The sequence below is a fragment of the Microbacterium testaceum StLB037 genome (assembly GCF_000202635.1).
Classification (GTDB): domain Bacteria; phylum Actinomycetota; class Actinomycetes; order Actinomycetales; family Microbacteriaceae; genus Microbacterium; species Microbacterium testaceum_F.
Map to the genome: position 1 here is coordinate 2,688,466 of NC_015125.1, position 24,049 is coordinate 2,712,514.

18 protein-coding genes are annotated in these 24,049 nt (G+C 69.8%); 12 read left to right on the forward strand and 6 right to left on the reverse strand.

Translation table 11 applies throughout. The features are described from left to right. Positions 1-96: 96 nt before the first annotated feature. Positions 97-771: a YqaJ viral recombinase family protein gene (locus MTES_RS12205; protein ID WP_013585568.1), complete on the reverse strand. Its 675-nt coding sequence runs from the start codon at positions 769-771 to the stop codon at positions 97-99. A 102-nt stretch (positions 772-873) separates the two neighbouring features. Between MTES_RS12205 and MTES_RS12210 the strand changes: the two genes are divergently transcribed. The 5 genes from MTES_RS12210 (at position 874) to MTES_RS12235 (ending at position 8,354) form a co-directional block, all read left to right on the forward strand. Further along, on the forward strand, positions 874-1,275 hold the full coding sequence (locus tag MTES_RS12210; RefSeq protein ID WP_043361394.1) for an SIP domain-containing protein: 402 nt from the start codon (positions 874-876) through the stop codon (positions 1,273-1,275). Between the two features lie 207 nt (positions 1,276-1,482). Continuing rightward, on the forward strand, positions 1,483-2,469 hold the full coding sequence (locus MTES_RS12215; protein WP_043361396.1) for a type IV toxin-antitoxin system AbiEi family antitoxin domain-containing protein: 987 nt from the start codon (positions 1,483-1,485) through the stop codon (positions 2,467-2,469). Positions 2,470-3,058: 589 nt separating this feature from the next. Further along, positions 3,059-3,574, forward strand: a complete 516-nt coding sequence (gene rplJ / locus MTES_RS12225) for a 50S ribosomal protein L10 (protein ID WP_013585571.1) — start codon at positions 3,059-3,061, stop codon at positions 3,572-3,574. Positions 3,575-3,612: 38 nt separating this feature from the next. Then, positions 3,613-3,999 (forward strand): 50S ribosomal protein L7/L12, encoded by a 387-nt coding sequence (gene rplL, locus MTES_RS12230; protein WP_013585572.1) that lies wholly within the window; start codon positions 3,613-3,615, stop codon positions 3,997-3,999. Positions 4,000-4,472: 473 nt separating this feature from the next. Beyond that, positions 4,473-8,354 (forward strand): ExeM/NucH family extracellular endonuclease, encoded by a 3,882-nt coding sequence (locus MTES_RS12235; RefSeq protein WP_013585573.1) that lies wholly within the window; start codon positions 4,473-4,475, stop codon positions 8,352-8,354. Between the two features lie 52 nt (positions 8,355-8,406). Here MTES_RS12235 and MTES_RS12240 read toward each other — a convergent pair whose 3' ends face one another. Continuing rightward, on the reverse strand, positions 8,407-9,417 hold the full coding sequence (locus MTES_RS12240) for a LacI family DNA-binding transcriptional regulator (RefSeq protein WP_013585574.1): 1,011 nt from the start codon (positions 9,415-9,417) through the stop codon (positions 8,407-8,409). Positions 9,418-9,653: 236 nt separating this feature from the next. Between MTES_RS12240 and MTES_RS12245 the strand changes: the two genes are divergently transcribed. The 3 genes from MTES_RS12245 to MTES_RS12255 all read left to right on the forward strand — a co-directional run bounded on the left by MTES_RS12245 (position 9,654) and on the right by MTES_RS12255 (position 13,434). After that, positions 9,654-10,982: an ABC transporter substrate-binding protein gene (locus MTES_RS12245; RefSeq protein WP_013585575.1), complete on the forward strand. Its 1,329-nt coding sequence runs from the start codon at positions 9,654-9,656 to the stop codon at positions 10,980-10,982. 125 nt (positions 10,983-11,107) lie between these two features. Then, on the forward strand, positions 11,108-12,460 hold the full coding sequence (locus tag MTES_RS12250) for a carbohydrate ABC transporter permease (protein ID WP_148272871.1): 1,353 nt from the start codon (positions 11,108-11,110) through the stop codon (positions 12,458-12,460). Next, entirely contained in the window at positions 12,457-13,434 is a 978-nt protein-coding gene (locus MTES_RS12255) for a carbohydrate ABC transporter permease (RefSeq protein WP_013585577.1), read from the forward strand. The genes MTES_RS12250 and MTES_RS12255 overlap by 4 nt, the downstream gene beginning before the upstream one ends. Before the next feature lie 75 nt (positions 13,435-13,509). Here MTES_RS12255 and MTES_RS12260 read toward each other — a convergent pair whose 3' ends face one another. Together MTES_RS12260 and MTES_RS12265 are read right to left on the reverse strand one after the other, a co-directional pair. Further along, the gene (locus MTES_RS12260) at positions 13,510-14,181 is read right to left on the reverse strand and encodes a DUF305 domain-containing protein (RefSeq protein ID WP_013585578.1); all 672 of its coding nucleotides are present in this window, start codon (positions 14,179-14,181) and stop codon (positions 13,510-13,512) included. A 1-nt stretch (position 14,182) separates the two neighbouring features. Beyond that, positions 14,183-14,890 carry a DUF3105 domain-containing protein gene (locus MTES_RS12265; protein WP_013585579.1) on the reverse strand — a complete coding sequence of 236 codons (708 nt, stop codon included), beginning with the start codon at positions 14,888-14,890 and terminating at the stop codon, positions 14,183-14,185. Positions 14,891-15,118: 228 nt separating this feature from the next. On the opposite strand from MTES_RS12265, the gene MTES_RS12270 reads away from it, so the two are divergent. The 3 genes from MTES_RS12270 (at position 15,119) to MTES_RS12280 (ending at position 19,202) form a co-directional block, all read left to right on the forward strand. Further along, positions 15,119-16,456 (forward strand): multidrug effflux MFS transporter, encoded by a 1,338-nt coding sequence (locus tag MTES_RS12270; RefSeq protein ID WP_013585580.1) that lies wholly within the window; start codon positions 15,119-15,121, stop codon positions 16,454-16,456. Positions 16,457-16,528: 72 nt separating this feature from the next. After that, positions 16,529-17,233: a phosphatase PAP2 family protein gene (locus tag MTES_RS12275; protein WP_013585581.1), complete on the forward strand. Its 705-nt coding sequence runs from the start codon at positions 16,529-16,531 to the stop codon at positions 17,231-17,233. 10 nt (positions 17,234-17,243) lie between these two features. Beyond that, positions 17,244-19,202: a helicase HerA-like domain-containing protein gene (locus MTES_RS12280; RefSeq protein WP_013585582.1), complete on the forward strand. Its 1,959-nt coding sequence runs from the start codon at positions 17,244-17,246 to the stop codon at positions 19,200-19,202. A 63-nt stretch (positions 19,203-19,265) separates the two neighbouring features. On the opposite strand, the gene MTES_RS12285 is transcribed toward MTES_RS12280, so the two are convergent. Both MTES_RS12285 and MTES_RS12290 read right to left on the reverse strand, forming a co-directional pair. Next, positions 19,266-20,738, reverse strand: a complete 1,473-nt coding sequence (locus MTES_RS12285) for an MFS transporter (RefSeq protein WP_013585583.1) — start codon at positions 20,736-20,738, stop codon at positions 19,266-19,268. Positions 20,739-20,800: 62 nt separating this feature from the next. After that, positions 20,801-22,333, reverse strand: a complete 1,533-nt coding sequence (locus MTES_RS12290; RefSeq protein WP_013585584.1) for a carboxylesterase/lipase family protein — start codon at positions 22,331-22,333, stop codon at positions 20,801-20,803. A 65-nt stretch (positions 22,334-22,398) separates the two neighbouring features. Here MTES_RS12290 and MTES_RS12295 point away from each other — a divergent pair, with 65 nt between their 5' ends. Continuing rightward, the gene (locus MTES_RS12295; protein ID WP_043361401.1) at positions 22,399-24,003 is read left to right on the forward strand and encodes an SDR family oxidoreductase; all 1,605 of its coding nucleotides are present in this window, start codon (positions 22,399-22,401) and stop codon (positions 24,001-24,003) included. Positions 24,004-24,049: the final 46 nt, after the last annotated feature.

Here is a 24,049-nt window from a genome sequence, read left to right on the forward strand (position 1 = left end):
GGAACTCCACGGAAGGGGGACGGATGCCGCGACGACGATGGCGCGATTGGTTGACTTGCGTCAACGATACGCCTGATGCTTGACCTGCGTCAGCTATTAATCGAGGAGCGCGAGGGCGCGGTACCTCTCCGTGGGCTCTTTCGGGGTCTGGATGGGCCGGCGCGACTCCATGGTGCGTCGGTAGAGCTCGTCGATGAGGGAGGTCGCGAGCCCGACGAGCTTGGCGATCTCGCGCTCGTCCCGGTCGATCCACTGGCAGCGCGGCTCATCGTGGAGCGGGACGAAGCCGTCGTGCTGTTCCCAGGCGACGAGCGTGCGCTCCGCACCGAGCACGTGCTGCTGCCACCAGATCTGTCGCATGTAGGTGCGGGGGATCGAGCGCCACGCCTTGTTGGTGGTCTTGATCTCGGCGAGCACGATGCGTCCCTCGCCGTCGACGACGACCCCGTCGGGGGTGGCCAGGTGTCGCCTCTCGACGACCGCGTGATACAGGGCGGACGAGGGTTGGATGCCATGCGTCGCCGCCACCCAGGCCGCGATCTCGGGTTCGCGTCGACGGCCGTGCGCCGTGAAGGCGTTACCCGAGAAGTTCGAGCCCATGAGCTTGGCATCCGCGGCTCTCGAGATCGCGTTGGCGCTGGTGAGCGTCGCGACGTCGGTGGCCGTGATCCCGCGCGAGCGCGCCCGGATCCAGGCCACGCGGTCGCGCGAGTCGGCGACGATGCGGGCGTCGAGGTCGGCGCTGCGGGAGGCGACGAGCTCGGGGGACATGCGTTCGACCCTAACCCCGGTCTACGGTCGAGCGGATGTGAGGCTCGGCGCGTCGGCATCCGGGGTCTTGTCATCGAAGTAAGGGTGACCTAAGTTGAGGGCATGACTCCGGATGCCACGTCCCTCCGTCGCCCCGATGGCGGCCGCTGGTGCGATCTCGAGGGAGCTGTGTTCCTCGGCGGAGACGTGCGGAACCTGCCCGCGATGCGGAGGATCGCCGCGGCGCTGCCGCCGGAGGCGCACCTCACGGTGGTCGTCGAGGTCTGCGGATGGGAGGAGGTGGGCGTCATCGATGCGGGCGACGGCCGTGTGAGCTGGCTGGACCGCACGACCGACGGCGCGATGCGCCCGCGCGGCGAGCGACTGGCCGCCGCCATCCACGCCTGGTGCGCCGAGTGGGCGTGCGGTGACGACCCCGTCTGCACGGTGTGGCTCGGCGCCCGCACCCCCACGCGGATCGTGCGCATGACGCAGGCGCTGCTGCCGGAGGCGCGCGTGTCTTGACGGCGCGGGTGGGTGAGGGCGGCGTCGCGGCGGGTGGGCGGCGCGCCGAGACCGCACGTGATTCCCGAGTCCGCAGGGTTCGGCCGCGAAAGCCGTGCGGTCTCGACGACTCTGGGCGTTCTCGGCGACGGTGCGACCCCTCCTCCCCGCAGGCCGGCCTGTGGAGAGCGCGAGAGGTCGGCGACGCGGACGCGGCATTGTGGCCGGATGCACGGTCTCACGGACATCCAACGAGTGCGCCGCATGCTCTTCACGCGGGAGGAGCTCCTTGATCGAGACGTGACTCAGCGCGAACTCCGCGCTGCGGGTGTGGGCGGGCGATGGATGCGCATCCAGCCCGGGATCTACGTGGAACGGGCCGCCTTCGATGCCCTGCGTCCCGCGCATCGGCACCGCATTGCTGTCGTCGCGGCTGTCGGTCGATCTCGTGGACGCATCGGCGTGGTCTCCCACCTCTCCGCCGCGGTGCTCCACGGCTTGCCGCAGTACCGGTTCCGCCCCCGACCGGTCTCCGTGACGATCCCGGATGCCACGCACCCGCCGAGTCGCGCTGGTCTGCGTCGACACACAGATGAGTTGGGGGAAGCCGATGTCATCGAGATCGACGGCATCCGCTGCACCTCCCTCGAGCGCACGATCTTCGACATCGCCCGCACCGAACCGTTGGAGACCTCCGTGTCCTGCGCCGACGCCGCTCTTCGCCGTCTCGTCGTGGATGGCAGGACTTTCGACGCTGACCTCCAAGTCGAGTGGCGAGAGCGCTTCGCTCGACGCGCGGAGCGCGCGGCTGGTCGTCGCGGCGTCCGCCGGGCGAGGTGGGTGGGCGGATTCGCAGACGGTCGAGCGGAACTGCCCGGCGAGAGCGTCAGTCGGCTTCAGCTGCATCGGCTGGGTTTCCGGGAGTTCGATCTGCAGGTCGCGGTCGAAGGGCCGCGAGGGTTCGACTACTACGTCGACGTGGGGCTGGGGGAGGTGCGCACCTTTTGGGAGTTCGATGGGGAGGAGAAGTACCGCAGCGAGGCCATGCGTCGGGGTCGGTCGCTCGAGGACGTGCTTCTGGAGGAGAAGCGCCGCGAGGACTGGATCCGGGGTCGTACGCGGTGGCATTTCGTCCGGGGCGGATTCACGGACATCGCCACGCCGGAAACACTCGCTGCTCGCCTCTCGGCTTTCGGCGTCAAATCGCCCCGCTGACGCCGGCTCGTCGCGGGCCGTCGGCCGAGCGCGAGTCGGCGGCGGGAGCGCGAACCCGCATTCGATTACCCATCGCGTACGCGTTGTGCGGCAATCGAGCACGGTCTCGGCAATCGTGTGCGGTCTGGGGGTTTCGTGGCCCGGGGGCGGGACCGCCCGGCCCCGCGCCGCCCGGCCCCGCGCCGCCCCGGCCCGGCCCGGCGGCGGCGGCGCGAAACCGCACGGCATCGTCGAGACCGCGGGGTCTTGTGCGGCGGGGCATGCGGCCTCGGCAAACGAGTGCGGCTTCGCGAACCCGGGCGGGGCGGCGGGGGCGGCGGGCGGCCAGGGGGCGGGTGCGCGGATTGGCGAAGGGGGCGGGGGTCGGGTACAGTAGAGCCCAAGCCAAAGACCGTCGGTCATCGGGGTGCTCGCATTCCGATCGAAGCGTCTGCTGAAAAGCAGGGGACCTACGCAGGTAAACGAAACTCTCCTTCGGGAATCCGAGCTCCGTGCGCCTGCGCCGGAGCTCTTCTTTTTTGCCCAGACCCCGGTGTCTTCGGCCGGCGCCCCGCCATCGCGGAGCGCCTCGTACACACAAGGAGTGGCCATGGCGCAGAAGGATGCATCGGTCGCCGAGCTCACGAAGAACTTCGAGAACTCGACCGCCGTTCTGCTGACCGAGTACCGCGGTCTGACGGTTGCCCAGCTCAAGCAGCTGCGCAACGACATCCGTCAGGACGCGGATTACGCCGTGGTGAAGAACACGCTGACCAAGATCGCCGCTGCCAACGCGGGGGTCACGGGACTGGATGACGAGCTCAAGGGCCCGTCCGCCATCGCGTTCGTGCACGGTGACCCGGTCGCCGTCGCGAAGGGCCTGCGTGCCTTTGCCAAGGCTAACCCTCAGCTCGTGGTGAAGGGTGGCTACTTCGATGGCGCCGCTCTGACCGCGGATGAGGTCAACAAGCTCGCCGATCTCGAAAGCCGTGAAGTCCTGCTGGCGAAGCTCGCCGGTGCGATGAAGGCGACGATGACCAAGGCAGCATACGTCTTCCAGGCGCTTCCGTCGAAGGCCGTTCGCACGGTCGACGCGCTGCGCGAGAAGCAGGACACCGCGGCCTGACCCGGCCCGGCTGATTAACCCGATCAAGGAGATACAACATGGCTAAGCTCAGCACCGAAGAGCTGCTCGACGCGTTCAAGGAGCTCACGCTCATCGAGCTGTCCGAGTTCGTCAAGGCGTTCGAGGAGACCTTCGACGTCACCGCTGCCGCCCCCGTGGCCGTTGCCGGCCCCGCCGCCGGTGGCGCTGCCCCCGCCGAAGAGGCCGAGGAGAAGGACTCGTTCGACGTCGTCCTCGAGGCCGCCGGCGACAAGAAGATCCAGGTCATCAAGGTCGTCCGCGAGCTCACCTCGCTCGGCCTCGGCGAGGCCAAGGCCGTCGTCGATGGTGCTCCCAAGGCCGTGCTCGAGGGCGCGAACAAGGAGACCGCCGAGAAGGCCAAGGCTGCCCTCGAGGAGGCCGGCGCTTCGGTGACCCTGAAGTAATCACGCTTCACGGTCGCAGCAACGCGATTCAGAAGGTCCGGATGCCATCGGCATCCGGACCTTCTTTCGTTCGGCAGCGTGTTCACACGATGGCAACGAAAGAACCCTGGGAATTCCTGATGAGGTCGTCTACGGTCGAAGAGACCCCCCGTCGATCCCCCCACCCGACGATGACCGTCGGATTCGCAGGAGACCCATGTCACCCGTGCCTTCTCGGCGACCCTCGGGCCGCACCGCGACAGCGCTGAGCGCTGCCGTCGCCGCCGCCCTTCTCGGTTCCGCCCTCGTCGCCCCCGCCGCCACGGCGGCCCCCCTCGCACCGCCCGCGGCGCCCGATGCGGCGCAGGCCGCGGCCCCGGACGCGGTGCACACCACCCCCGCGCCCGAGACCCCCCGCCCCGGAGACCCCCGCGCCGGAGACCCCCGCGCCCGAGACCGCCGCCCCGGATGTCGCCGCTCCGGAATCCCCGGCCGTGGAGGCCGCCCCCGCGGCCGACATCACCCCGATCCGCGAGATCCAGGGCGAGGGCGACGCCACCCCGCTCGACGGGCAGACCGTCACCACCCGCGGAGTCGTCACTGCCGCGTACCCGACCGGCGGCTACAACGGCTTCTTCGTCCAGACCGCCGGAACCGGTGGCGAGCTGGGCGCCGAGCACGTGGCATCCGATGCTCTCTTCGTCTACGGCTCGCGCGCCGTGGCGGAGGTCGCGATCGGCGATTACGTGGAGGTCACCGGCACGGCGGGGGAGTACAACGGGCTCACCCAGATCTCCTCGGATGCCGACCTCGTCACCGTCCTGACCGAGCAGGCCGAACCGGTCACACCGGCCGCGGTCGCCTGGCCGCGCACCGACGAGGAGCGCGAGCGCTTCGAGGGCATGCTCCTCGCTCCGCAAGGCGATTTCACCGTCACCAACACCTACATCACGGGCCAGTACGCGGAGGTCGGTCTCGCCGCCGGCACCACGCCACTGCTCGCGCCCACCGAGGTCGCCCGCCCGGGCACGCCGGAGCACGACGAGGTCGTCGCCGACAACGCTGCCCGCGCCGTGGTGCTCGACGACGGGGCGTCGCTGAACTTCCAGCGCTCGGCCACCGACGTCCCGCTGCCGTACCTCTCGCTCACCGACCCCGTCCGCGTCGGCGCCCCCGTGACCTTCACGCGGCCGGTCGTGCTCGACTTCCGCAACGACGCGTGGAAGTTCCAGCCCACCGAGCAGCTGACCGTCGACAACGCCGCCGACGTGCAGCCCGCGACGTTCGCGAACACGCGCACCGCGCACCCCGCGGACGTCGGCGGCACGGTGCAGCTCGCGAGCTTCAACGTCCTCAACTACTTCACCACCACGGCCGAGGACGTCGGCTGCGACTCGGTCTACACCGACCGCGAGGGCAACCCGGTCACCGCGAACCGGTGCCCGGAGCCCGGGCCCCGCGGCGCGGCGAACGACGAGAACCTCCAGCGTCAGCAGGCGAAGATCGTCGCGGCGCTGAACGCGATGGAGGCCGAGGTCGTCTCGCTCGAGGAGATCGAGAACTCCGCGGCGCTCGGCAAGCCCCGCGACGAGGCGCTGTCGACGCTCGTCGACGCGCTCAACGCCGACCTGGGCGAGGACGCGTGGGCCTTCGTGCCGTCCCCGACCGCCCTGCCGGCGTCGGAAGACGTCATCCGCACCGCCTTCATCTACAAGAAGGCGGCCGTCAGCCCGATCGGTGCCAGCGTCATCCTCGACGACCCGGCCTTCGCCAACGCCCGTCAGCCGCTCGCTCAGGCGTTCGCGCCCGCGGGCAGCGACGAGGCGGCGTTCGTCGCGATCGTGAACCACTTCAAGTCGAAGAGCGACAGCGACCCGGCCGCCGAGGGCGACAACGCCGCCGGCGACCAGGGGGCCTTCAACGGCGACCGCGTCCGCCAGGCCGAGGCGCTCGTCGCCTTCGCCGGGGAGCGCGCGAAGACCGTCGACGGTGGCGCCGTGTTCCTCCTCGGCGACTTCAACGCCTACGCGCAGGAGGATCCGATCCAGGTGCTCCGCGACGCGGGATACGCCGATCTGGGCGCCGACACCGGCACGTACACCTACTCGTTCAGCGGCCAGTCCGGCTCGCTCGACCACGTGCTCGCCTCGCCCGCGGCGCGCGAGCTCGTCACCGGCACCGACATCTGGAACATCAACGCCGGTGAAGCGCTCGCGCTGGAGTACAGCCGCTACAACGCGAACGTCCGCAGCTTCTACGACGCCTCCCCCTACCGGTCGAGCGACCACGACCCGGTGGTCGTGGGCCTCGACCTGTCGGGAACGACGGAGCTCAACCTGCTGAACATCAACGACTTCCACGGGCGCATCGACGACAACACCGTGAAGTTCGCCGGCACGATCGAGCAGCTGCGCGCGGAGAAGGGCGACGGCCGGTCGCTCTTCCTCTCCAACGGCGACAACATCGGCGCCTCGCTGTTCGCCTCGGCCAACGCCGACGACGCCCCCACGATCGACGTCCTCAACGCGCTCGAGCTCGCGGCATCCGGAGTCGGAAACCACGAGTTCGACAAGGGCACCGACGACCTCACCGGCCGTGTGACCGAGCGGGCGGCGTTCCCGTACCTCGGTGCGAACGTCTACCGCGACGGTCAGCCGCTGCTCCCCGGGTACGAGATCGTCGAGGTGAACGGCCTAAGGGTCGGGATCGTCGCCGCGGTCACCGAGGAGACGGCGTCGCTGGTCAGCCCCGAGGGGATCGAGGGCCTCGAGTTCCGCGAACCCGTCGCCGAGGTCAACCGAGTGGTCGCGGAGATCCGTGACCAGGTCGACGTCCTCGTCGCCGAGTACCACGAAGGGGCGCCGCAGGGAGACGCCTCGGGCACCACGCTCGACCAGGCGCTCGCGCAGGGCGGAGCGTTCGCGCGCATCGTGACGGAGACGGATGCCGATGTCGACGCGATCTTCACCGGTCACACGCACGAGGAGTACGCGTGGGACGCCCCGATCCCGGGCGAGGAGGGCACGCGTCCCGTTCTGCAGACCGGCAACTACGGCGAGAACATCGGCCAGGTCGTCCTGACGATCGATCGCGCCAGCCGTGAGGTCGTCGCGCACGAGGCCCGCAACGTCCCGCGCCTCGAAGCCGAGGTGGTCGAGGACGACGACGAGCAGACCGCGGAGAACAGCGCGGCCCTGGATGCCGAGCTCATCGCGACCTATCCGCGCGTCGCCGAGGTGGCCGACATCGTCGACCGCGCCCTCGCCGAAGCCGAGCGCGTGGGCTCGCGGCCGGTGGGGTCGGTCTCGGCCGACATCACGACGGCCTTCCTCGGCGGAGCGTACGTCGATGGCGTCTACACGGGCGGCCAGCGCGATGACCGCTCGAAGCAGTCCGCGCTCGGCAACCTCGTCGCCGACGCGTTGCTCGACACCCTCGCCGATCCCGTGCGCGGAGAGGCCGACCTCACCGTCGTGAACCCGGGCGGTCTGCGCGCGGAGCTGCTCCGCGGCGACGACGGCGTCATCACCTTCGCCGAGGCCAACGCGGTGCTGCCGTTCGTGAACAACCTGGGCACGACGAGCCTGACCGGCGACCAGCTGCGTCGTCTGCTCGAGCAGCAGTGGGGCGACGCGGCGGGCCGCGCGGCGACGCTGTCGCTGAGCGTGTCGGAGAATGTCCGCTACACCTACGACGCCACGCGCGCCCCGGGCGAGCGCATCACCGGCGTGTGGATCGACGGGATGCCGGTCGACCCGGCCGGGTCGTACCGGGTGGGCTCGTTCAGCTTCCTCCTGTCGGGAGGTGACGCGTTCACGGTGTTCGACGAGGGAACCGACGCGCGTGACTCCGGTCTCATCGACCGCGACGGCTGGATCGCGTATCTCACGGCTCACCCCGACCTCGCCCCGGACTTCACCGCCCGCGGTGTCGAGGTGACGGGTGTCCCCGTCGAGGTGTCCCGCGGCACCGAGGCGGCCTTCACGGTCTCGGGTCTCGACCTCACCTCGCTCGGTAGCCCCGCTGCCACCGAGGCGAGCGTGACCGTGGGCTCTGACGCGTCGCAGACGGTCGCCGTCCGCGACGGCGTCGCCGAGGTCGCGGTCGCCGTGCCCGCCGACGCACCCGACGCCCTGGAGATCACCGTCTCGACCGCCTCGGGTTCCACCGCGACGGTTCCCGTCCGCGTGGTCGGGGGTTCCGAGGCACCGAACAACGGCCCGGACGACGGCGAGGCTGCACCGCCCCGCGGCCCCGACGGACTCCCGCGCACCGGCGCCGACACGGCGTGGATGGGCGGTGGGGTCCTCGCGGCCCTCGCGCTCCTCGCCCTCGGTGTGGCGCTGCGACGCCGCGGGGTACGCCAGGCGGACTGATCCCGAACGAAGAAGGGGCCCCGGATGCCACGGCATCCGGGGCCCTCCTTTGTCAGGCGGGGCGCGGGGGAGCGGTCGACGCGCGCACCACCAGGCGCGTGGGCGCTTCGGTGCGCCGAGCGGGTTCGTCGGTGCCCTCGATCATCGACAGGAGCATCCGTGTCGCTTCGGTCCCCTGGTCGAGGGGGTACTGCTCGACGGTGGTGAGAGAGAACATCTCGGCATAGTCGTGGCCGTCGATGCCGACGACGCTGAGCTCGGAAGGCACGGAGATCCCCATGCGGCGCGCGGCGATGATGACCCCGATGGCGACTTCGTCGCACGCGGCGACGACGCCGGTCGGGCGGGACCCCGCGTCGGCGAGGAACGACGCCGCGGCCGCATACGCGTCGGTGATCGTCAACGTGGAGGGCACGCTGCGGATGCGCACCGCGAGTCCGTGGTCGTTCATCGCGTTGCGGTAGCCGATCGAGCGTTCGTCGACGTCTTTCGCCGGCGCGTCGGTCGGGGGAGTGCTGCCGACGAAGGCGATATCGGTGTGCCCCAGCGCGATCAGATGCTGCGTGATGATGCGCGTGATCGCGATGTTGTCGAGGCCGAGGGTCGGAACGCCGGAGAGCGCGTTGCCGATGCTGACGACGGGCTTGCCGATGTTCGCCAGGCGCTCGAGGTCGGCGTCGTCGGGTTCGAGCGCCACGGCGATGATTCCGTCGAACCGTTTGCGGGCGAGGTAGGTCGAGTACAGGCTTTCGCGGTCGTTGGAGCCGGGCTCGGCGACGTAGAGGGTGACGTCGTACCCGCGGGGGATGAGGGTTCGCTCCACCCCTTCGACGATCGCGCCGAAGTACCACCTGTTCACCTTCGGGACGATCAAGGCGATGGTGCGTGTGCGACCGGTGGCCAGGCTCACCGCGCTCGTGGAGGGGACGTAACCCAGCGCGGACGCGGCGTCGGAGACGCGTCGGCGCGTGTCATCGGAAACGTAGCCGCCGCCGGTCAGCGCGCGACTCGCCGTCGATTTCGACACGCCCGCCAGGCGAGCCACATCGGCGATTCCGCTCATCGGTGTGTTCCTCGGTTTCGGTCGACCTCCGTGTCGACATCGAAGCAGATTAGCGGAGATTCCCCGTTTATGGAACCGGTTCCCCCGTCGCTCGCCGCCGAACACCCGCGTGAATTCGCCAGTTATGCGTTCGTAATATTTCAGCGTTGCGCAACTTCTGGTTCTCGCCTACGGTGATCTGGAATCGGTTCCTGACAGAATCCGATGCACCATTGAACTCGAAGAGGAGAGACCACATGGGTATGTCACAGCGGTATCGCCTGCTGGCCCCCGTCGGGCTGCTGGCGGTCGGCGCGATTGCGCTCGCAGGCTGCGCCGAGGGTGACAGCGGGGGCGGCACGAGCTCGGGAGGCGAGACCACCGTCCGCATCTCCGGCGGTATCACCGGTAGCGAAGCCGACCTGCTGAACCAGTCGTTCGAGAAGTTCACGGCTGACACCGGCATCAAGGTCGTCTACACCGGCGACAAGAGCTTCGAGGGCAACATCGTCACCAAGGTGACGGGTGGAGACGCCCCCGACATCGCGATCGTCCCGCAGCCGGGTCTGCTCAAGACCCTCATCGGCACCGGCGACGTGCAGAAGGCGTCCGACACCGTCTCGTCGAACGTCGACCAGTACTGGGGCGAGGACTGGAAGTCCTACGGCAGCGAGGACGGCACGTTCTACGCGGCCCCCATGCTCGCCAACCTCAAGGGCTACGTCTGGTACTCGCCGGCGAAGTTCAAGGAGTGGGGCGTCGAGGTCCCGAAGACGCTCGATCAGCTCATGACCCTCACGGCGACGATCCAGCAGAAGACCGGCGCCGCCCCCTGGTGCGCGGGCTTCGCGTCCGGCGACGCGTCGGGTTGGCCCGGCACCGACTGGATCGAGGACATGGTCCTGCGTCAGTCGGGCCCCGACGTGTACGACCAGTGGGTCGCCAACGAGGTCAAGTTCACCGACGCGCCGATCAAGGAGGCGTTCGACGCCACCGGCAAGATCCTGCTGAACCCCGACTACGTGAACGCCGGCTTCGGTGACGTCAAGAGCATCAACTCGGTGGCCTTCGCCGACGTGGCCGCCAAGGTGGCCGACGGCAGCTGCCCGATGACGCACCAGGCCTCGTTCCTGTCGTCGAACTTCCAGACGGTCAAGACCGCCTCGGGCGGCGATGTGAAGGTCGCTCCCGACGGTGACGTCTACGCCTTCCTGCTCCCGGGTGTGACCGAGGGCAAGCTCGCGGTCGAAGGTGGCGGCGAGTTCGTCACCGCGTTCTCCGACGACGCGAACGTGCAGAAGGTCGTGGAGTTCATGTCGACGCCCGAGTTCGCGGACGCCCGTGTGAAGCTCGGCGGTGTGATCTCGGCGAACAAGGGTGCCGACCCCTCCCTCGCGTCCAGTGAGTTCCTCACGGAGGCGATGAAGACGCTGCAGGACCCGAACACCACCCTGCGCTTCGACGCATCCGACCTGATGCCCGCGACCGTCGGTTCGGGATCGTTCTGGAAGGGCATGGTCAGCTGGATCGACGGGACGCCGACCGACCAGGTCCTGAGCGACATCCAGGCCGGATACAACAACTGACCTCTTGAGGTCTACCCGATGGGTCGTCCGCTCTGCGGGCGGCCCATCGGGTCCATACTTCTCATCTGCCCGGCATGGCCCGGGCACTCATCGGTGAGCACGAAGGCGTGTTCGGGAGGGACGTCATGACCGAGATCACACACGTGGAGAAGACGCCGTCGGCGTCCCCTCCACCGCGGGGAGGAGCGCCGGCGAAGGCGCGAGACTCCGCGCCACAGCGCCGCACCACACTCCTCGTGGTCATGGTCGGGCTCATCCTGGTGGTGGCGCTCTTCCTCTTCATGGTCACTCGGGCGCCCGCCGAGACGAAGCCCACGACGCTCGGCTTCTCGCTCAACAGCTTCTTCAACTGGCTCGGCGCGCTGAACCCGCTCGTGCAGATCCCCCTCGTGCTCGTCGCCTTCGGCGCTGTCGTGGGACTTCTGCTGCTGCTCATCGAGTACGCCCCGCGCTCCGGCAAGGGCTATTTCTGGCTGCGGCTGGTGGCGTGCTTCGCGATCCCGGTGCTCGCGTTCATGCTCCTGCGTCCCTACCAGAACGCCGTCCTCTACGTGCTCGGGATCGCGGTTCTCCTGGGCGCGATCCTCTTCTACGCCGACTATCGCTCCCGTCAGGGAGCGGGCTACCTGTTCCAGCTCATCCTGTTCGCCGCCCCCGCCGCCATCCTGTTGCTGCTCGGGCTGGTGTACCCGGCCATCACGACGTTCTTCCAGTCGTTCATGGACAAGAGCGGCGACAACTTCGTCGGCCTCGACAACTACATCTGGACCTTCACCAACCCCGAGGGTTTCTGGTCGGTCATCAACACGCTCATCTGGGTGCTCCTCGCCCCGACCATCGCCACCGTGATCGGTCTGGCCTACGCCGTCTTCATCGACCGGGCTGCGGGCGAGAAGTACCTGAAGGTGCTCATCTTCATGCCGTTCGCGATCTCGTTCGTGGGCGCCGGCATCATCTGGAAGTTCGTCTACGACTTCCGACAGGGCGACCAGATCGGCATCCTGAACGCCATCGTCACCGCTTTCGGCGGGCAACCCGTCTCGTGGCTCGCGGCGACGCCTCTGATCAACACCCTGCTGCTCGTCGTGGTGTTCATCTGGAGCCAGACGGGCCTCGCGATGGTCATCCTGTCGGCGGCCATCAAGGCCGTCCCGCCGGAGCAGATGGAGGCCGCTGAGCTCGACGGGGCGAGCGCGTGGGAGCGTTTCATCAACGTCACCGTCCCCGGCATCCGCTCCTCGCTCATCGTGGTGCTTACCACCATCGCCATCGGCGCACTGAAGATCTACGACATCGTCGCCGTCATGACGGGTGGCCGGAACGACTCGACCGTCCTCGCCTTCGAGATGGTCAACCAGCAGCAGCGGTTCCAGAGCTACGGGCACTCCGCGGCGCTGGCGGTCGTGCTGTTCGTCTTCGTGCTGCCGCTGATCATCTTCAACGTGCGCCAGATCCGGAAGCAGAGGGACCTGCGATGACCACCTCGACCGTCGTTCTCGAGCCCACCTCCGACACGCGGAATGCTCGTCAGGTCGCCCGCGACACGCGCAAGCACGAGGCCATGGCGCGCAAGCGCCTCACCTCCAAGGGCGCGACGATCGCCGCCGTCGTGATCGCGTTCTTCTGGACGATCCCGACGTTCGGCCTGTTCGTGACGTCGTTCCGTCCCGGATCCGACACCCAGTCGACCGGATGGTGGACGGTGTTCACCGACCCCAGCTTCACGCTGGAGAACTACCGTCTCGCCTTCACCTCGGGGGGCACGGCGCTGACCCTCGCTCAGTCGTTCCTCAACTCCCTGGCGATCACGATCCCGGTCGTGCTGTTCGCTCTGGCGATCGCGTCGCTCATCGCGTACGCGTTCGCGTGGATCGACTTCAAGGGGCGGAACTTCTTCTTCATCTTCATCTTCGCGTTGCAGATCGTGCCGCTGCAGATGGCCCTCGTGCCGCTGCTGAGCCTCTTCTCGCGCGGACTGACGATCAACGAGGTCACGATCTTCCCGGGCTTCGACCTGCGCGGCGTGGAGCACAGCTTCGCGACCGTCTGGATCGCGCACGTGATCTTCGCGATGCCGCTGGCCATCTTCCTGCTCCACAACTTCATCGCCGAGATCCCGCACGAGGTCATCGAGGCGGCGCGCGTGGACGGAGCCGGACACGGCCAGGTCTTCTTCCGGATCATCCTGCCGCTCGCCGCTCCCGCACTCGCGTCGTTCGCGGTGCTCGAGTTCATCTGGGTGTGGAACGACCTGCTGGTGGCGACGATCTTCGCGCCGTCGTCATCGCTGCCGTTGACGCAATCGCTGAACTCGCTGTCGGGCACCTGGGGCGACCAGTGGTTCCTGCAGTCGGCCGGTACCTTCATCTCGATCCTCGTGCCGATCATCGTGTTCTTCCTGCTGCAGCGCTTCTTCGTCCGAGGCCTGCTCGCGGGCGCGACGAAGGGCTGAGCTTCCACGACAGAAGGGCGTGGCATCCGTTTGGGGGATGCCACGCCCTTCGACGTTCGCGGGGATGCCGGCGGGTCAGGCGGTGCAGGCGAGGCGGGACTGGATGTCGCGCATCGCGTCGATCTCGGCCGACTGCCCGGTGATGATCGCCTGGGCGACCTCGGCCACGCGCGGTTCGTCGCCCAGCTCGATGACGGCCTGGGCCATGGGGATCGCGCCCTGGTGGTGGCGGATCATCAGGGACAGGAAGAGACAGTCCGCCGGCCGGCCCTCGAGGGTGCGGAGCTGGTCGAGCTCGGCATCCGTCGCCATGCCCATCTGCGCGAGGAGCTCGTCCTGCGTGTAGGCGGAGGTGTCGCCGTGGCTGTGTGCGCCGGAGGCCTGCATCCACGTCATCAGCGGCTGCGGCGAGGACTGGGGGAGCCCCCACTGCACGAGCCAGCCGAACATCTCCCCGCGTTGGCCCGCCTGCGCCGTGGCGATGTCGTACGAGAGCGTGCGCAACTCGTCGTCATCGGTCTTGCGGTAGATCTCCATCGCCATCGACACCGCCTGGGTGTGATGCACCTGCATGTCGCGGGCGAAGCCCGCGTCGGCGGACGTGGTCGACGGGTACGTGGGCGCAGCCGTCGCGCCGAACGCCGTGAAGCGTCCGATCGCGAAGGCCACGGCCACGATGGCGACGGTGACGACCGCGACCACGATCCACCGGACCGCGGGGCGTGCGACCGGGGCGTCGTCGGTCATGTCAGGCCTTACCGGGCCCGTCGATGGCGCCGGAGCACGCGGCGTTCGGCTCGGGCACGTTCTGGCTGCGCCAGTACTCGGTGAAGAACTCCCCGATGCGCGGGTCGGTGGGGGAGTCGACCTTCAGCTGGTGATTCCAGCCGCTCACCGCGACGGGCGTGTCGAGGCCGGGGTAGGGCGACAGGATCGCGTAGCTCGAGGGCATGACGGCCTTGAGCGCGTCGATGCCGGTCTGGTCGACCTCGTCGGGGTTGTAGGTGATCCAGATCGCGCCGTGCTCGAGGGAGTGCACCGCGTTCTCGTTCTGCTGCGGCTCGGTGTAGACGCCGCAGTTCAACCAGTACGGGTTGTGCGGGCCGCCGGCCGGGGGGTTCTGCTCGTACGTGACGGCACCCTGCACGTGGTCGGAGCGGTTCTCGAAGGTCTGAACGCCCTCGATCTCGCGGCCGGTGCTGTTACCGGCCTGGTAGCTCGTCGGCGGCTCCGGGGCGAACACGAAGGAGGCCACGACGAGACCCACGATCGCGAGGGCGGCGGTCGATCCGACGACCCACCAGACGAGCTTTCCGCGCTTCCGGCGGGCGATCTCCTTCTGGTACTCGGCGAGCTTGGCCTGCCGCTTCTGCTCGCGCTGCTGCTTGACGGTCAGGTCGATCTCGGACTGCTTCGCCGGGTTTCCGCTGGTGCGTTTTTCGGGGGGAGGCGTCATGTGCTGTGTTCGTCTCTTCTCGGGGCGGGACACGTCGGCTCGGGCCGATCCGTCCAGCCTATGCGGATGAATAGGGCAGCGGCCTGGGAGGAACCCCCACGCCGAGATGGTGGCGCGCGGGGACCGCGCGGTAGTATGACGATGTCGAATCGATTCGAGGTTCGATGTTCCCCCATCTTTTTCCGCCCGACTCGTTCGGGCTGTCCGTGTTGCGAAACGAAGAGACGCGTGCTCGATACTGCTTCCCTCCCCGTGGTCCCCCCGACCTCCTCCTCCGACCGCTCGCCCACCGGGGCGATCCGCACCCTCGGAAAGAATCCCGCGACGGCGCCGATCGTGCTGCACCCCGGCGACGCGATCCCCGCCTCCCGCCGAGTGCTGTACATCATCGTGCTGGGCGCGTTGACGGCGCTCGGCCCGTTCACCATCGACCTCTACCTGCCGGCGTTCCCCGTGTTGGAGGCGGATTTCCAGACGAGTGCTGCCGCCATCCAGCTCACGCTGACCGGGACGATGATCGGGTTCGCCCTCGGCCAGCTGATCGTCGGCCCCCTGAGCGACAAGGTCGGTCGCCGTCTGCCGCTGCTGTCGGTGACGGCTCTGCACGTGGCGGCGAGCGTCTTCGCGGCATTCGCCCCGACGCTCGAGACCCTGTCGATCGCGCGCGTGCTGATGGGCGCCGGAGCCGCCGCCGGCGGCGTCGTCGCGGCGGCGATCATCCGCGACCTCTTCGGAGGGCGCCGTCTCGTGGTCATGCTGTCGCGCATGGCGATGGTCTCGGGCGTCGCTCCGGTGCTCGCACCCCTCGCCGGATCCGCCCTGCTGCTGGTGATGGACTGGCGCGGCATCTTCGTGGTGCTCGCGGTGTACGGCGCGGTCATGCTCGTGTCGGCGGTGCTCTTCGTCCCCGAGACGCTGCCGCCCGCGCGCCGCAGCGGACCCGGCACGACGACGGTCTGGCAGCGCTACGCGAGCGTCTTCCGCGACCGCGTGTTCATCGGCGTGCTGATCATCGGCGCGATGGCCTTCAGCGGGCTGTTCTCGTACCTGTCGGCATCCTCGTTCCTGTTCCAGGTCACGTACGGCTTCAACGCCCAGCAATACGGTGTGCTGTTCGCGGTGAACTCCGTGGGGGTCGTCGTCGGCGTGCAGATCGCGTCGCGCCTCGCCGCTCGCTTCGGCCCGCAGTGGGTGCTGGCGGTGTCGACCATCGTGCTCGTGCTCGCGGGTGGGACCATCGTGCTCACCGATCAGCTCGGCCTGGGCCTGTGGGGAACGGTCATCCCCCTGTTCTTCTTCATGACGGCGTGCGGTTTCACCTTCCCCTGCGCGCAGGTGCTCGCCCTCGATCGCCACGGCAAGGCGGCGGGCACGGCGCAGTCGATCATCGGCGCGGCGAACTTCGGCGTCGCGGGCATCATCTCGCCCGTCGTCGGGTTGCTCTCGGCCGGGGCGGGGATCACCGCCACGACCATGGCATCCGTCATGGTGGGGTGCGCGGTCATCGGCGTGCTCGCGCTCTGGCTGCTCGTCCGCCCGCGGACGGTGGAGCGCCTCGCGCCCTAGGAACGGGCCGAGAACAGTAGCAGAACGCGCGCCGACGTCCTCGCGTCGGCGGAGAGACGGCATCATGAGTCGATGGATGCCGAATCCGCCGACCTGTCGACCCCCGTCCTCCGCTCCGAGCGCGTGCGAGGGATCCTCGGTCTGACGCTCGTCGCCCTCGCGTGCGGGCTCGGCGCGTGGGTGTTCTTCCGCGGGCCGACGCCGTTCGCGATCGACGTGTGGTGGAACCAGCTCTTCGTCGCGGCGCCGTCGCCCGTGCTGCTCACCTTCGCCCTGACGATGGATGCGATCGGCGGACACTGGGTGGCGGTGTACGTCGTGCCGCTGGGCGGCGCTCTGCTGCTGTTCCTCGTCGGTCGACGGTGGGGGGCGCTCTACTTCCTCGCCGCGTCGGTGGGGAGCGCGGCGATCGTGCAGGTGCTCAAGCACACGTTCGGTCGCGCGCGCCCCGAAGACATCCTCGTCATCTCCGACCACGGCTCCTTCCCGTCCGGTCACACGGCCAACGCGGCCACGGTCGCCGTCGTCGCGGCCGTGATCTTCCCGGCGGTGTGGGTGCGGATCGTGGGGGTCGCCTGGGTGCTCGCGATGGCGTTCAGTCGCACGTACCTGCACGCGCACTGGCTCTCCGACACCCTGGGCGGCGCGCTCGTGGGGGCGGGGATGGCGCTCATCCTCGCCGCGTTCTTCGCGCACCTGCGGATCCGCGACGATGATCGCCTCGCGGTCCGCAGAGCGTCACGACGACCGGATGCCACCCTCTCGGGCGCGTCGTAGGCTGACCGCCATGAGCGACAACGGCACGTCGTCCCCCCGTCCGTCCGACGACCCCGAGGTCGCACGGCTGCGGGCCGCGGCCGAAGCCGCCGAGGCGGAGCTGCGCCTCGCGCGGGCGCGAGCGGATCTCGCGGAAGCCGAGGCTGCGGCGGCGCGGGCGCGCGCGGCGGCGGGCGGGGCCGCAGTGGAGGTGCCCGGTGCGAAGGCCCCGGCGCCCGTCGTGCCGGCTCCCGGCCCGGCGGCCCCCGGCGCCGCGGCGTCCGACTCCCCGGCCGCCGGTTCCCCGGCGCCCGGCGCCGCAGCCCCCGCCCCGGCAGCCCCCGCCGGCGCGGCCTCCGACGCCCCGCTCACCGACACCCAGGTCTCCGCCATCGCCGCCGGGTACGCCTCCGACGGTGCCGCGCTCGACCTCGGCGTTCTCGTGAACGGCGGGCCGGTGGCATCCGTTCCCGTCCGGATCCCGCTCGCGATGATCAACCGGCACGGGCTCGTCGCGGGAGCCACCGGCACGGGCAAGACGCGCACGCTGCAGCTGCTCGCCGAGCAGCTGTCGGCGCAGGGGGTACCCGTCTTCGCGGCGGACATCAAGGGCGACCTGTCCGGCATCGCGACTCCCGGCACGGCGAGCGAGAAGCTCACCGCGCGCACGGCCGCCCTCGGGCAGGACTGGTCGCCGCGGGCGTACCCCACCGAGTTCTACGCGTTGGGCGACGACACCGCTTCCGGGATCCCGGTGCGCGCGACGGTGTCGGGATTCGGTCCGCTGCTGCTGAGCCGCGTGCTGGGGCTGAACGCGACGCAGGAGTCGAGCCTCGGTCTCGTCTTCCACTACGCCGACGAGAAGGGGCTGGCGCTGGTCGACCTGCCCGATCTGCGCGCGGTGCTCACCTTCCTCACCAGCGAGGAGGGGAAGGACGAGCTGAGGGGCATCGGCGGGCTGTCCGCGGCGACGGCCGGCGTGATCCTCCGCGAACTCGTCGCCTTCGCGTCGGCCGGGGCGGACACCTTCTTCGGGGAGCCCGAGCTCGACGTCTCGGTCTTCCTGCGCACGGCGCCGGACGGGGCCGGGATCGTGAGTCTGCTCGAGGTGCCGAACGTCGCGTCGCGGCCCGAGCTGTACTCGACCTTCCTCATGTACCTCCTCGCGGAGCTGTACGAAGTCCTGCCCGAGGTCGGCGACCTCGACAAGCCCAAGCTCGTGTTCTTCTTCGACGAGGCCCACCTGCTGTTCCGCGACGCCTCGAAGGCGTTCCTCGCGGCGATCACCCAGACCGTGCGGCTCATCCGGTCGAAGGGGGTGGGCGTCTTCTTCGTCACGCAGACGCCGAAGGACGTCCCCGCCGACGTCCTCGGACAGCTCGGCTCGCGCGTGCAGCACGCGCTGCGCGCCTTCACCCCCGATGACGTGAAAGCGCTCCGCGCGTCGGTGCGGACCTACCCCGACTCGGGCTACGACCTCGAGCGCGTGCTGCAGGAGCTCGGCACCGGCGAGGCGATCATCACGGTCATGAGCGAGCGCGGTGCGCCGACGCCGGTCGCGTGGACCCGGCTCTTCGCGCCGCGCGCCTCGATGTCGCCCATCCCCGCCGAGACCATGGCGGCCGCCGTCGCGGCATCCCCTCTCTTCGCCGCGTACGGCACCCCGATCGACCCCGAGTCGGCACGCGAGATCCTGGGGGCACGGATGCAGGCGGCGGCCGATGCCCGCGCCGCGACGGAGAGGGCGAAACAGGATGCCGCGGACGCGGCCGAGTACGCGAAGCAGAAGGCCGCGATCGACAGGGCGAACGCGGAGGCGCAGAAGAAGGCGCAGCGCGAGTACGAACGGATCCTCAAGAGCACCGCCGCGCCGCGCCGACGTTCGAGTGCGCCCACTTCACCGCTCGACGACGTGCTGGGGCGCGGGGCGACCAAGAGCATCGTGACGGATGTGATCCGCGGGCTGTTCGGCACCGGTCGGCGGCGCTGAGCGCGGGGGAGCGCGGCGGAAGAACGTGGATGCCGGGGACTCGGCATCCACGATCCTTCGCCGTCAGGCCCGCCGGACGGGGAGCGGCATCGTCGAGGTGTCGATGAGCGGGTCGGACTCCTGGCGCTCGACGAGGGCGGCGGCCTCGGCGGGGGTTTCCACGGTGGGCACCGAGCCGAGCAGGGGACGCTTCGCGGTCTCGCGCATCGCGAAGAGGGCGATGAGGCCCAGCGCCGCGAACAACATGATGTAGAACGCCGGCAGGAGGGTGTTGCCGGTCGCGGCGATCAGGGCCTGGCTGATGAGCGGTGTCGTCCCGCCGAACAGCGACACCGCGACGTTGTACGCCACCGCCATCGCTCCGAAACGCGAGGCGGTCGGGAAGAGCGCCGGCAGAGCGGATGCCGAGATCGCGACGTAGAACGCCACGGGAACGGCGGCCATGCACAGCGCGACCATCACGGCCCACATCTCGCCGATCTGCATGATGAGGAACGCGGGGACGAGGAGGACGAGCGCCGACACCGCGGCGATCGCGTACACGGGCTTGCGGCCGATGCGGTCGCTCAGACGTCCGATGAAGGGCAGGGCGGCCGACATGACCACGAGGACCGGGACCGTCGCGACCGCGGCGGTGAGGTTCGATACGCCGACCTCCTCTTCGAGGTAGACGGGCATGTAGCTCGTGAGCGCGTACCCGGCGGTGTTGGTGGCGGCGACCAGCGCGATGCCGATCAGCAGCGCGCGCCAGTGGTGGCGGACGATGCCGCGCAGCCCCTGGCGGGCGAGCGGGTCGTCGGCGGCGCGCTCCTCGACCGCGTGCGCCTGCTCGAACGACGGTGTCTCGGGGATGCGCAGGCGGAACCAGATCGCGACGATGCCGAGGGGGATCGCGAGGAGGAACGGTATGCGCCACCCGTATTCGACCATGGCATCCGGACCCGAGATCGAGGTCGTGATCGCCGTGACGATCGCCACTGCCGACGCACCCGCGGCGAAGCCGATGTACGAGCCCACGTCGAGGAACGACGACCAGAACCCGCGGGTGCGGTCGGGGGAGAACTCCGAAACGTACGTCGTCGCCCCCGCATATTCACCGCCGGTGGAGAAGCCCTGCACCATCTTGAGCACGTAGAGCGGCACGATCGCCCACAGCCCGATCGCGGCGGAGGTCGGGAGCAGACCGATGAGGGCGGTGGCCGCGGCCATCATCGCCATCGTGAGGAACAGCACCTTCTGCCGGCCGATCCGATCGCCGAGGGGTCCGAGGACGAATCCGCCGAAGGGACGGACGAGGAAGGAGATCGCGAAGCCCAGCAGGGTCACCAGAAGACCCCACGGATCGGGGAGGTCGGAGGTGAAGACGACCGAGAGAGTGACGGCGAGATAGCCGTAGATGCCGAAGTCGAACCATTCCATGAAGTTGCCGACGACGGTGCCGCCGATAGCCGTGCGCACGCGTTTCTTGTCGACCACGATGACGTCGTCGACCTCGAGTCGGGGAGCGGGGGATGCCGAGGGGGGATTCTCGTTCATCCTTCTACCGTTACTCCGATCGGTCCACGGATGCCAGTCGAGGCGCCGAGCGGAGACGGGTGCTAGCGAAAGCTCAGCACCTCATCGCCCCACGCGCGGCGGAGGTCCGCGTCGAGGTCGTCGACGACCCGGTCGTGACGGTCGATGACCAGAGTGGCGCGAGAATCCGAGGAGTACTCCGGCCACCCGGGGTCCCCGCCGTGCGCGAAGGCGCTCCAGCGCTCCTGCATCCGTCTCGACAGCTCCTCGCCCGTGCGCCGTCCGCCGAGGCGGAACGTCAGGTCTTTCGGTCCTCCGTCGAGGTTCCCCCACACGTACACGAGCTCGCTTCCGTGCGTGGCCCCGAGCCGGACGAGGCGGAGGAACGGAGTGCTGTAGTCGAAGCGGTACAGGTGCACCGGGGCGACGGCGCTGTGTCCCTCGGCGAGCCACAGGGTGGGCAGGCGGAAGCCGATGTCGCCCGCGATGCCGAGGCCCAGTGCCCGATGACGCAGATGCTCGTACGCCGCGAGCACCTGTGCACGGTCGGGGAGGGCGACCTCGGGGCTCTCGGCCGCCATGTCGGCGAACATCCGCTCGATGCGCTCGCCGGTGACGGGGATGAGCGGTGACTTCATGTACGCGAACAGCGACGCCTCGTCCTTGTTCGTGCCGATGAGGAGGGGGATGGCGAGGGCTCGCCCTTCGCTGATCACCGTGATCGGGGCCTCGGGCACGAGGTCGCCGTCGATCACGGGCGAGAAGGCGAGGGTCCCGGGGTCTTCCTCGGGCACCCCGGCGAACAGTTCGTGGCTCGCCTCGGCCAGCGTGGCGGAGTCGAGGGCCCGCAGCGCGTCGGCGGCGTCCGGGGCGTCGGAGTCGATGCCGAGCGAGGAGAGGAACCGCGTCGCGACGCGGCCGGCGCGCTCCGGTCCGTACACGCTCGACGCCGGCGACGACTCCGCGATCGCTCGGTGCAGGAGACCGGATGCCGAGGGCGTGGCGAGCAGCGTGGTCACCAGTCCCGCGCCCGCGGACTCGCCGAACACGGTGACCTGGTCGGGATCGCCGCCGAACGCGGCGATGTTGCGCTGCACCCACGTGAGAGCGAGGAGGACGTCGCGCAGGCCCAGGTTGCCGTCGAACCCGGCGCCGGGGAGGGCCGCGTCGAGTCCGAGGAAGCCGAACGCGCCCAGACGGTAGTTGAGGGTGACCACGACGACGTCGCCGGCGACGGCCAGTCGAGCGCCGTCGTACGTGCGCTGGCTCGCCGCGCCGAACACGTAGGCGCCGCCGTGCAGCCACACCATGACGGGTCGCGGCGTTCGGGCCTCGGCATCCGGAGTCCAGACGTTGAGGAAGAGACAGTCCTCGTCCTGCGCGATGCCGTCGCCGAGCGGGAGGGGGCTGGGCGGTTGCGGGCAGGCCGCGCCGAACGCCGTCGCGGCGACCTCCTCGGTGGTGTCCGCGGCGGGGCGTGGGGCGCGCCAGCGGAGGTCTCCGACGGGAGCCTGAGCGTAGCGGATGCCGAGCCAGCGGCGCGCGTCATCCTCGACGCGACCACGGAAGGAGCCGGCCGGGGCGGCGGCGAGGGGCCCGGATGAGACGGTGGACACGCGCTCACCCTAGCGCCGCCGTCAAGCCCCCGGGGATGTCGGATGCCCGGCGTACCGTGTCGGGCATGAGCGAGCTCACCACCCCCACCGGACGTGAACCGGCCCTCATCGCGCAGCCCCGCCCCGACGGGTCGGCGCCCCGCGCGCTCGTGCTCGGAGCCACGGGGTACCTCGGCGGGCGGCTCGTGCCCCGCCTGCTGTCGGCGGGCTACCGGGTGCGCGTTCTCGCGCGCGATCCCGCCCGGGCCGAGGCGTTCCCGTGGGGCGGCGACGTGGAGGTCGTCCGGGGAGATGCGACCGACGCGGAATCGGTGCGCGAGGCCGTCGAGGGTGTCGACATCGTCTACTACCTGATCCACTCGATGGGCGGGGGCAAGGACTTCGAGAACACCGACCGGCGCGCCGCCCGAACGGTCGCGGACGCGGCGGCCGCGGCATCCGTCAGCCGGATCGTGTATCTCGGGGGCCTGCATCCGCTCGATGCTCCGCTGTCGCCGCACCTGCGGTCCCGTGTCGAGGTGGGCGAGATCCTGCTCGCCAGCGGAGTGCCGACCCTCGTCCTGCAGGCCGGGGTCGTGATCGGGTCGGGCTCGGCGTCGTTCGAGATGGTGCGCCATCTCACCGATGTGCTGCCGTACATGCCCGCGCCGAAGTGGGTGCGCAACCACATCCAGCCGATCGCCGTCCGCGACGTGCTCCACTACCTGCTGGGAGCTGCGCGGGTCGCCCCCAACGTCAATCGCGCCGTCGACATCGGCGGCCCCGACGTGCTGCGGTACGGGCAGATGATGAACGGCTACGCGCTCGAAGCGGGCCTGCACCAGCGGCCCATCGCCTCCCTGCCGGTGCTGACGCCGCGTCTGGCCTCGCACTGGGTGAACCTCGTGACGCCCATCCCGAAGGCCATCGCGCGGCCCCTGGTGGAGTCGCTGCAGAACGACTGCGTCGTGAAGGATCGTGCGGTCGACGACCTCATCCCGCGGCCCGAGGGCGGGCTCATGCCGTATCGCGCCGCCGTCAAGCTCGCGCTGCGCCGCGTGAACGACGACACGATCGAGACGAGCTGGCAGGATGCCGAGGTCTCGGGCGTTCCGAGCGACCCGCTGCCGAGCGACCCCGACTGGGCCGGACGCCTCGTGTACACCGACATCCGCACGATGCACACCACCGCGAACGCGGCGCAGCTCTGGTCGGTCATCGAGGGCATCGGCGGAGAGAACGGGTGGTACTCGTCTCCGTTGCTCTGGGCGATCCGCGGGTGGATGGACCGCCTCGTCGGTGGCGTGGGCCTCGCCCGCGGACGCCGAAGCCGCTCGGTCGTGACCGTCGGCGACGCGCTCGACTTCTGGCGCGTCGAAGCGATCGAGCCCGGGCGCCTGCTGCGGCTCCGCGCCGAGATGAAGGTTCCCGGCGGCGCCTGGCTCGAGCTGCGCGCGACGCCCGAGGGCGACGAGGCACGCTTCGACCAGCGGGCGCTCTTCTTCCCGACGGGACTCGCCGGCCGGTTGTACTGGCTCGCGGTCCTGCCCTTCCACGGCCTCATCTTCAGCGGGATGGCCCGCCGCATCACCGCGGCCGCCGAGCACGTGCAGCGCGAGGATCCGGAACCGCGGGCCGAGGCCGGGCGGATCGCGCCGGAGGTTCCCGAGGTCGAGACGGTCGGCGGGTGACGGGGTCGTGGCGGGGCGCGGGCAGGATGGCGGACGCGGGGCGTCG

Excerpts from the sequence above, each read along its gene's own strand:
- MTES_RS12265 (WP_013585579.1), bottom strand. The coding sequence starts at position 14,890 with ATGACGCCTCCCCCCGAAAAACGCACCAGCGGAAACCCGGCGAAGCAG.
- MTES_RS12250 (WP_148272871.1), top strand. The coding sequence starts at position 11,108 with ATGACCGAGATCACACACGTGGAGAAGACGCCGTCGGCGTCCCCTCCA.
- rplJ (WP_013585571.1), top strand. The coding sequence starts at position 3,059 with ATGGCGCAGAAGGATGCATCGGTCGCCGAGCTCACGAAGAACTTCGAG.
- MTES_RS12285 (WP_013585583.1), bottom strand. The coding sequence starts at position 20,738 with ATGAACGAGAATCCCCCCTCGGCATCCCCCGCTCCCCGACTCGAGGTC.
- MTES_RS12215 (WP_043361396.1), top strand. The coding sequence starts at position 1,483 with ATGCACGGTCTCACGGACATCCAACGAGTGCGCCGCATGCTCTTCACG.
- rplL (WP_013585572.1), top strand. The coding sequence starts at position 3,613 with ATGGCTAAGCTCAGCACCGAAGAGCTGCTCGACGCGTTCAAGGAGCTC.
- MTES_RS12295 (WP_043361401.1), top strand. The coding sequence starts at position 22,399 with ATGAGCGAGCTCACCACCCCCACCGGACGTGAACCGGCCCTCATCGCG.
- MTES_RS12275 (WP_013585581.1), top strand. The coding sequence starts at position 16,529 with ATGGATGCCGAATCCGCCGACCTGTCGACCCCCGTCCTCCGCTCCGAG.
- MTES_RS12260 (WP_013585578.1), bottom strand. The coding sequence starts at position 14,181 with ATGACCGACGACGCCCCGGTCGCACGCCCCGCGGTCCGGTGGATCGTG.
- MTES_RS12280 (WP_013585582.1), top strand. The coding sequence starts at position 17,244 with ATGAGCGACAACGGCACGTCGTCCCCCCGTCCGTCCGACGACCCCGAG.
- MTES_RS12255 (WP_013585577.1), top strand. The coding sequence starts at position 12,457 with ATGACCACCTCGACCGTCGTTCTCGAGCCCACCTCCGACACGCGGAAT.
- MTES_RS12210 (WP_043361394.1), top strand. The coding sequence starts at position 874 with ATGACTCCGGATGCCACGTCCCTCCGTCGCCCCGATGGCGGCCGCTGG.
- MTES_RS12245 (WP_013585575.1), top strand. The coding sequence starts at position 9,654 with ATGGGTATGTCACAGCGGTATCGCCTGCTGGCCCCCGTCGGGCTGCTG.
- MTES_RS12205 (WP_013585568.1), bottom strand. The coding sequence starts at position 771 with ATGTCCCCCGAGCTCGTCGCCTCCCGCAGCGCCGACCTCGACGCCCGC.
- MTES_RS12240 (WP_013585574.1), bottom strand. The coding sequence starts at position 9,417 with ATGAGCGGAATCGCCGATGTGGCTCGCCTGGCGGGCGTGTCGAAATCG.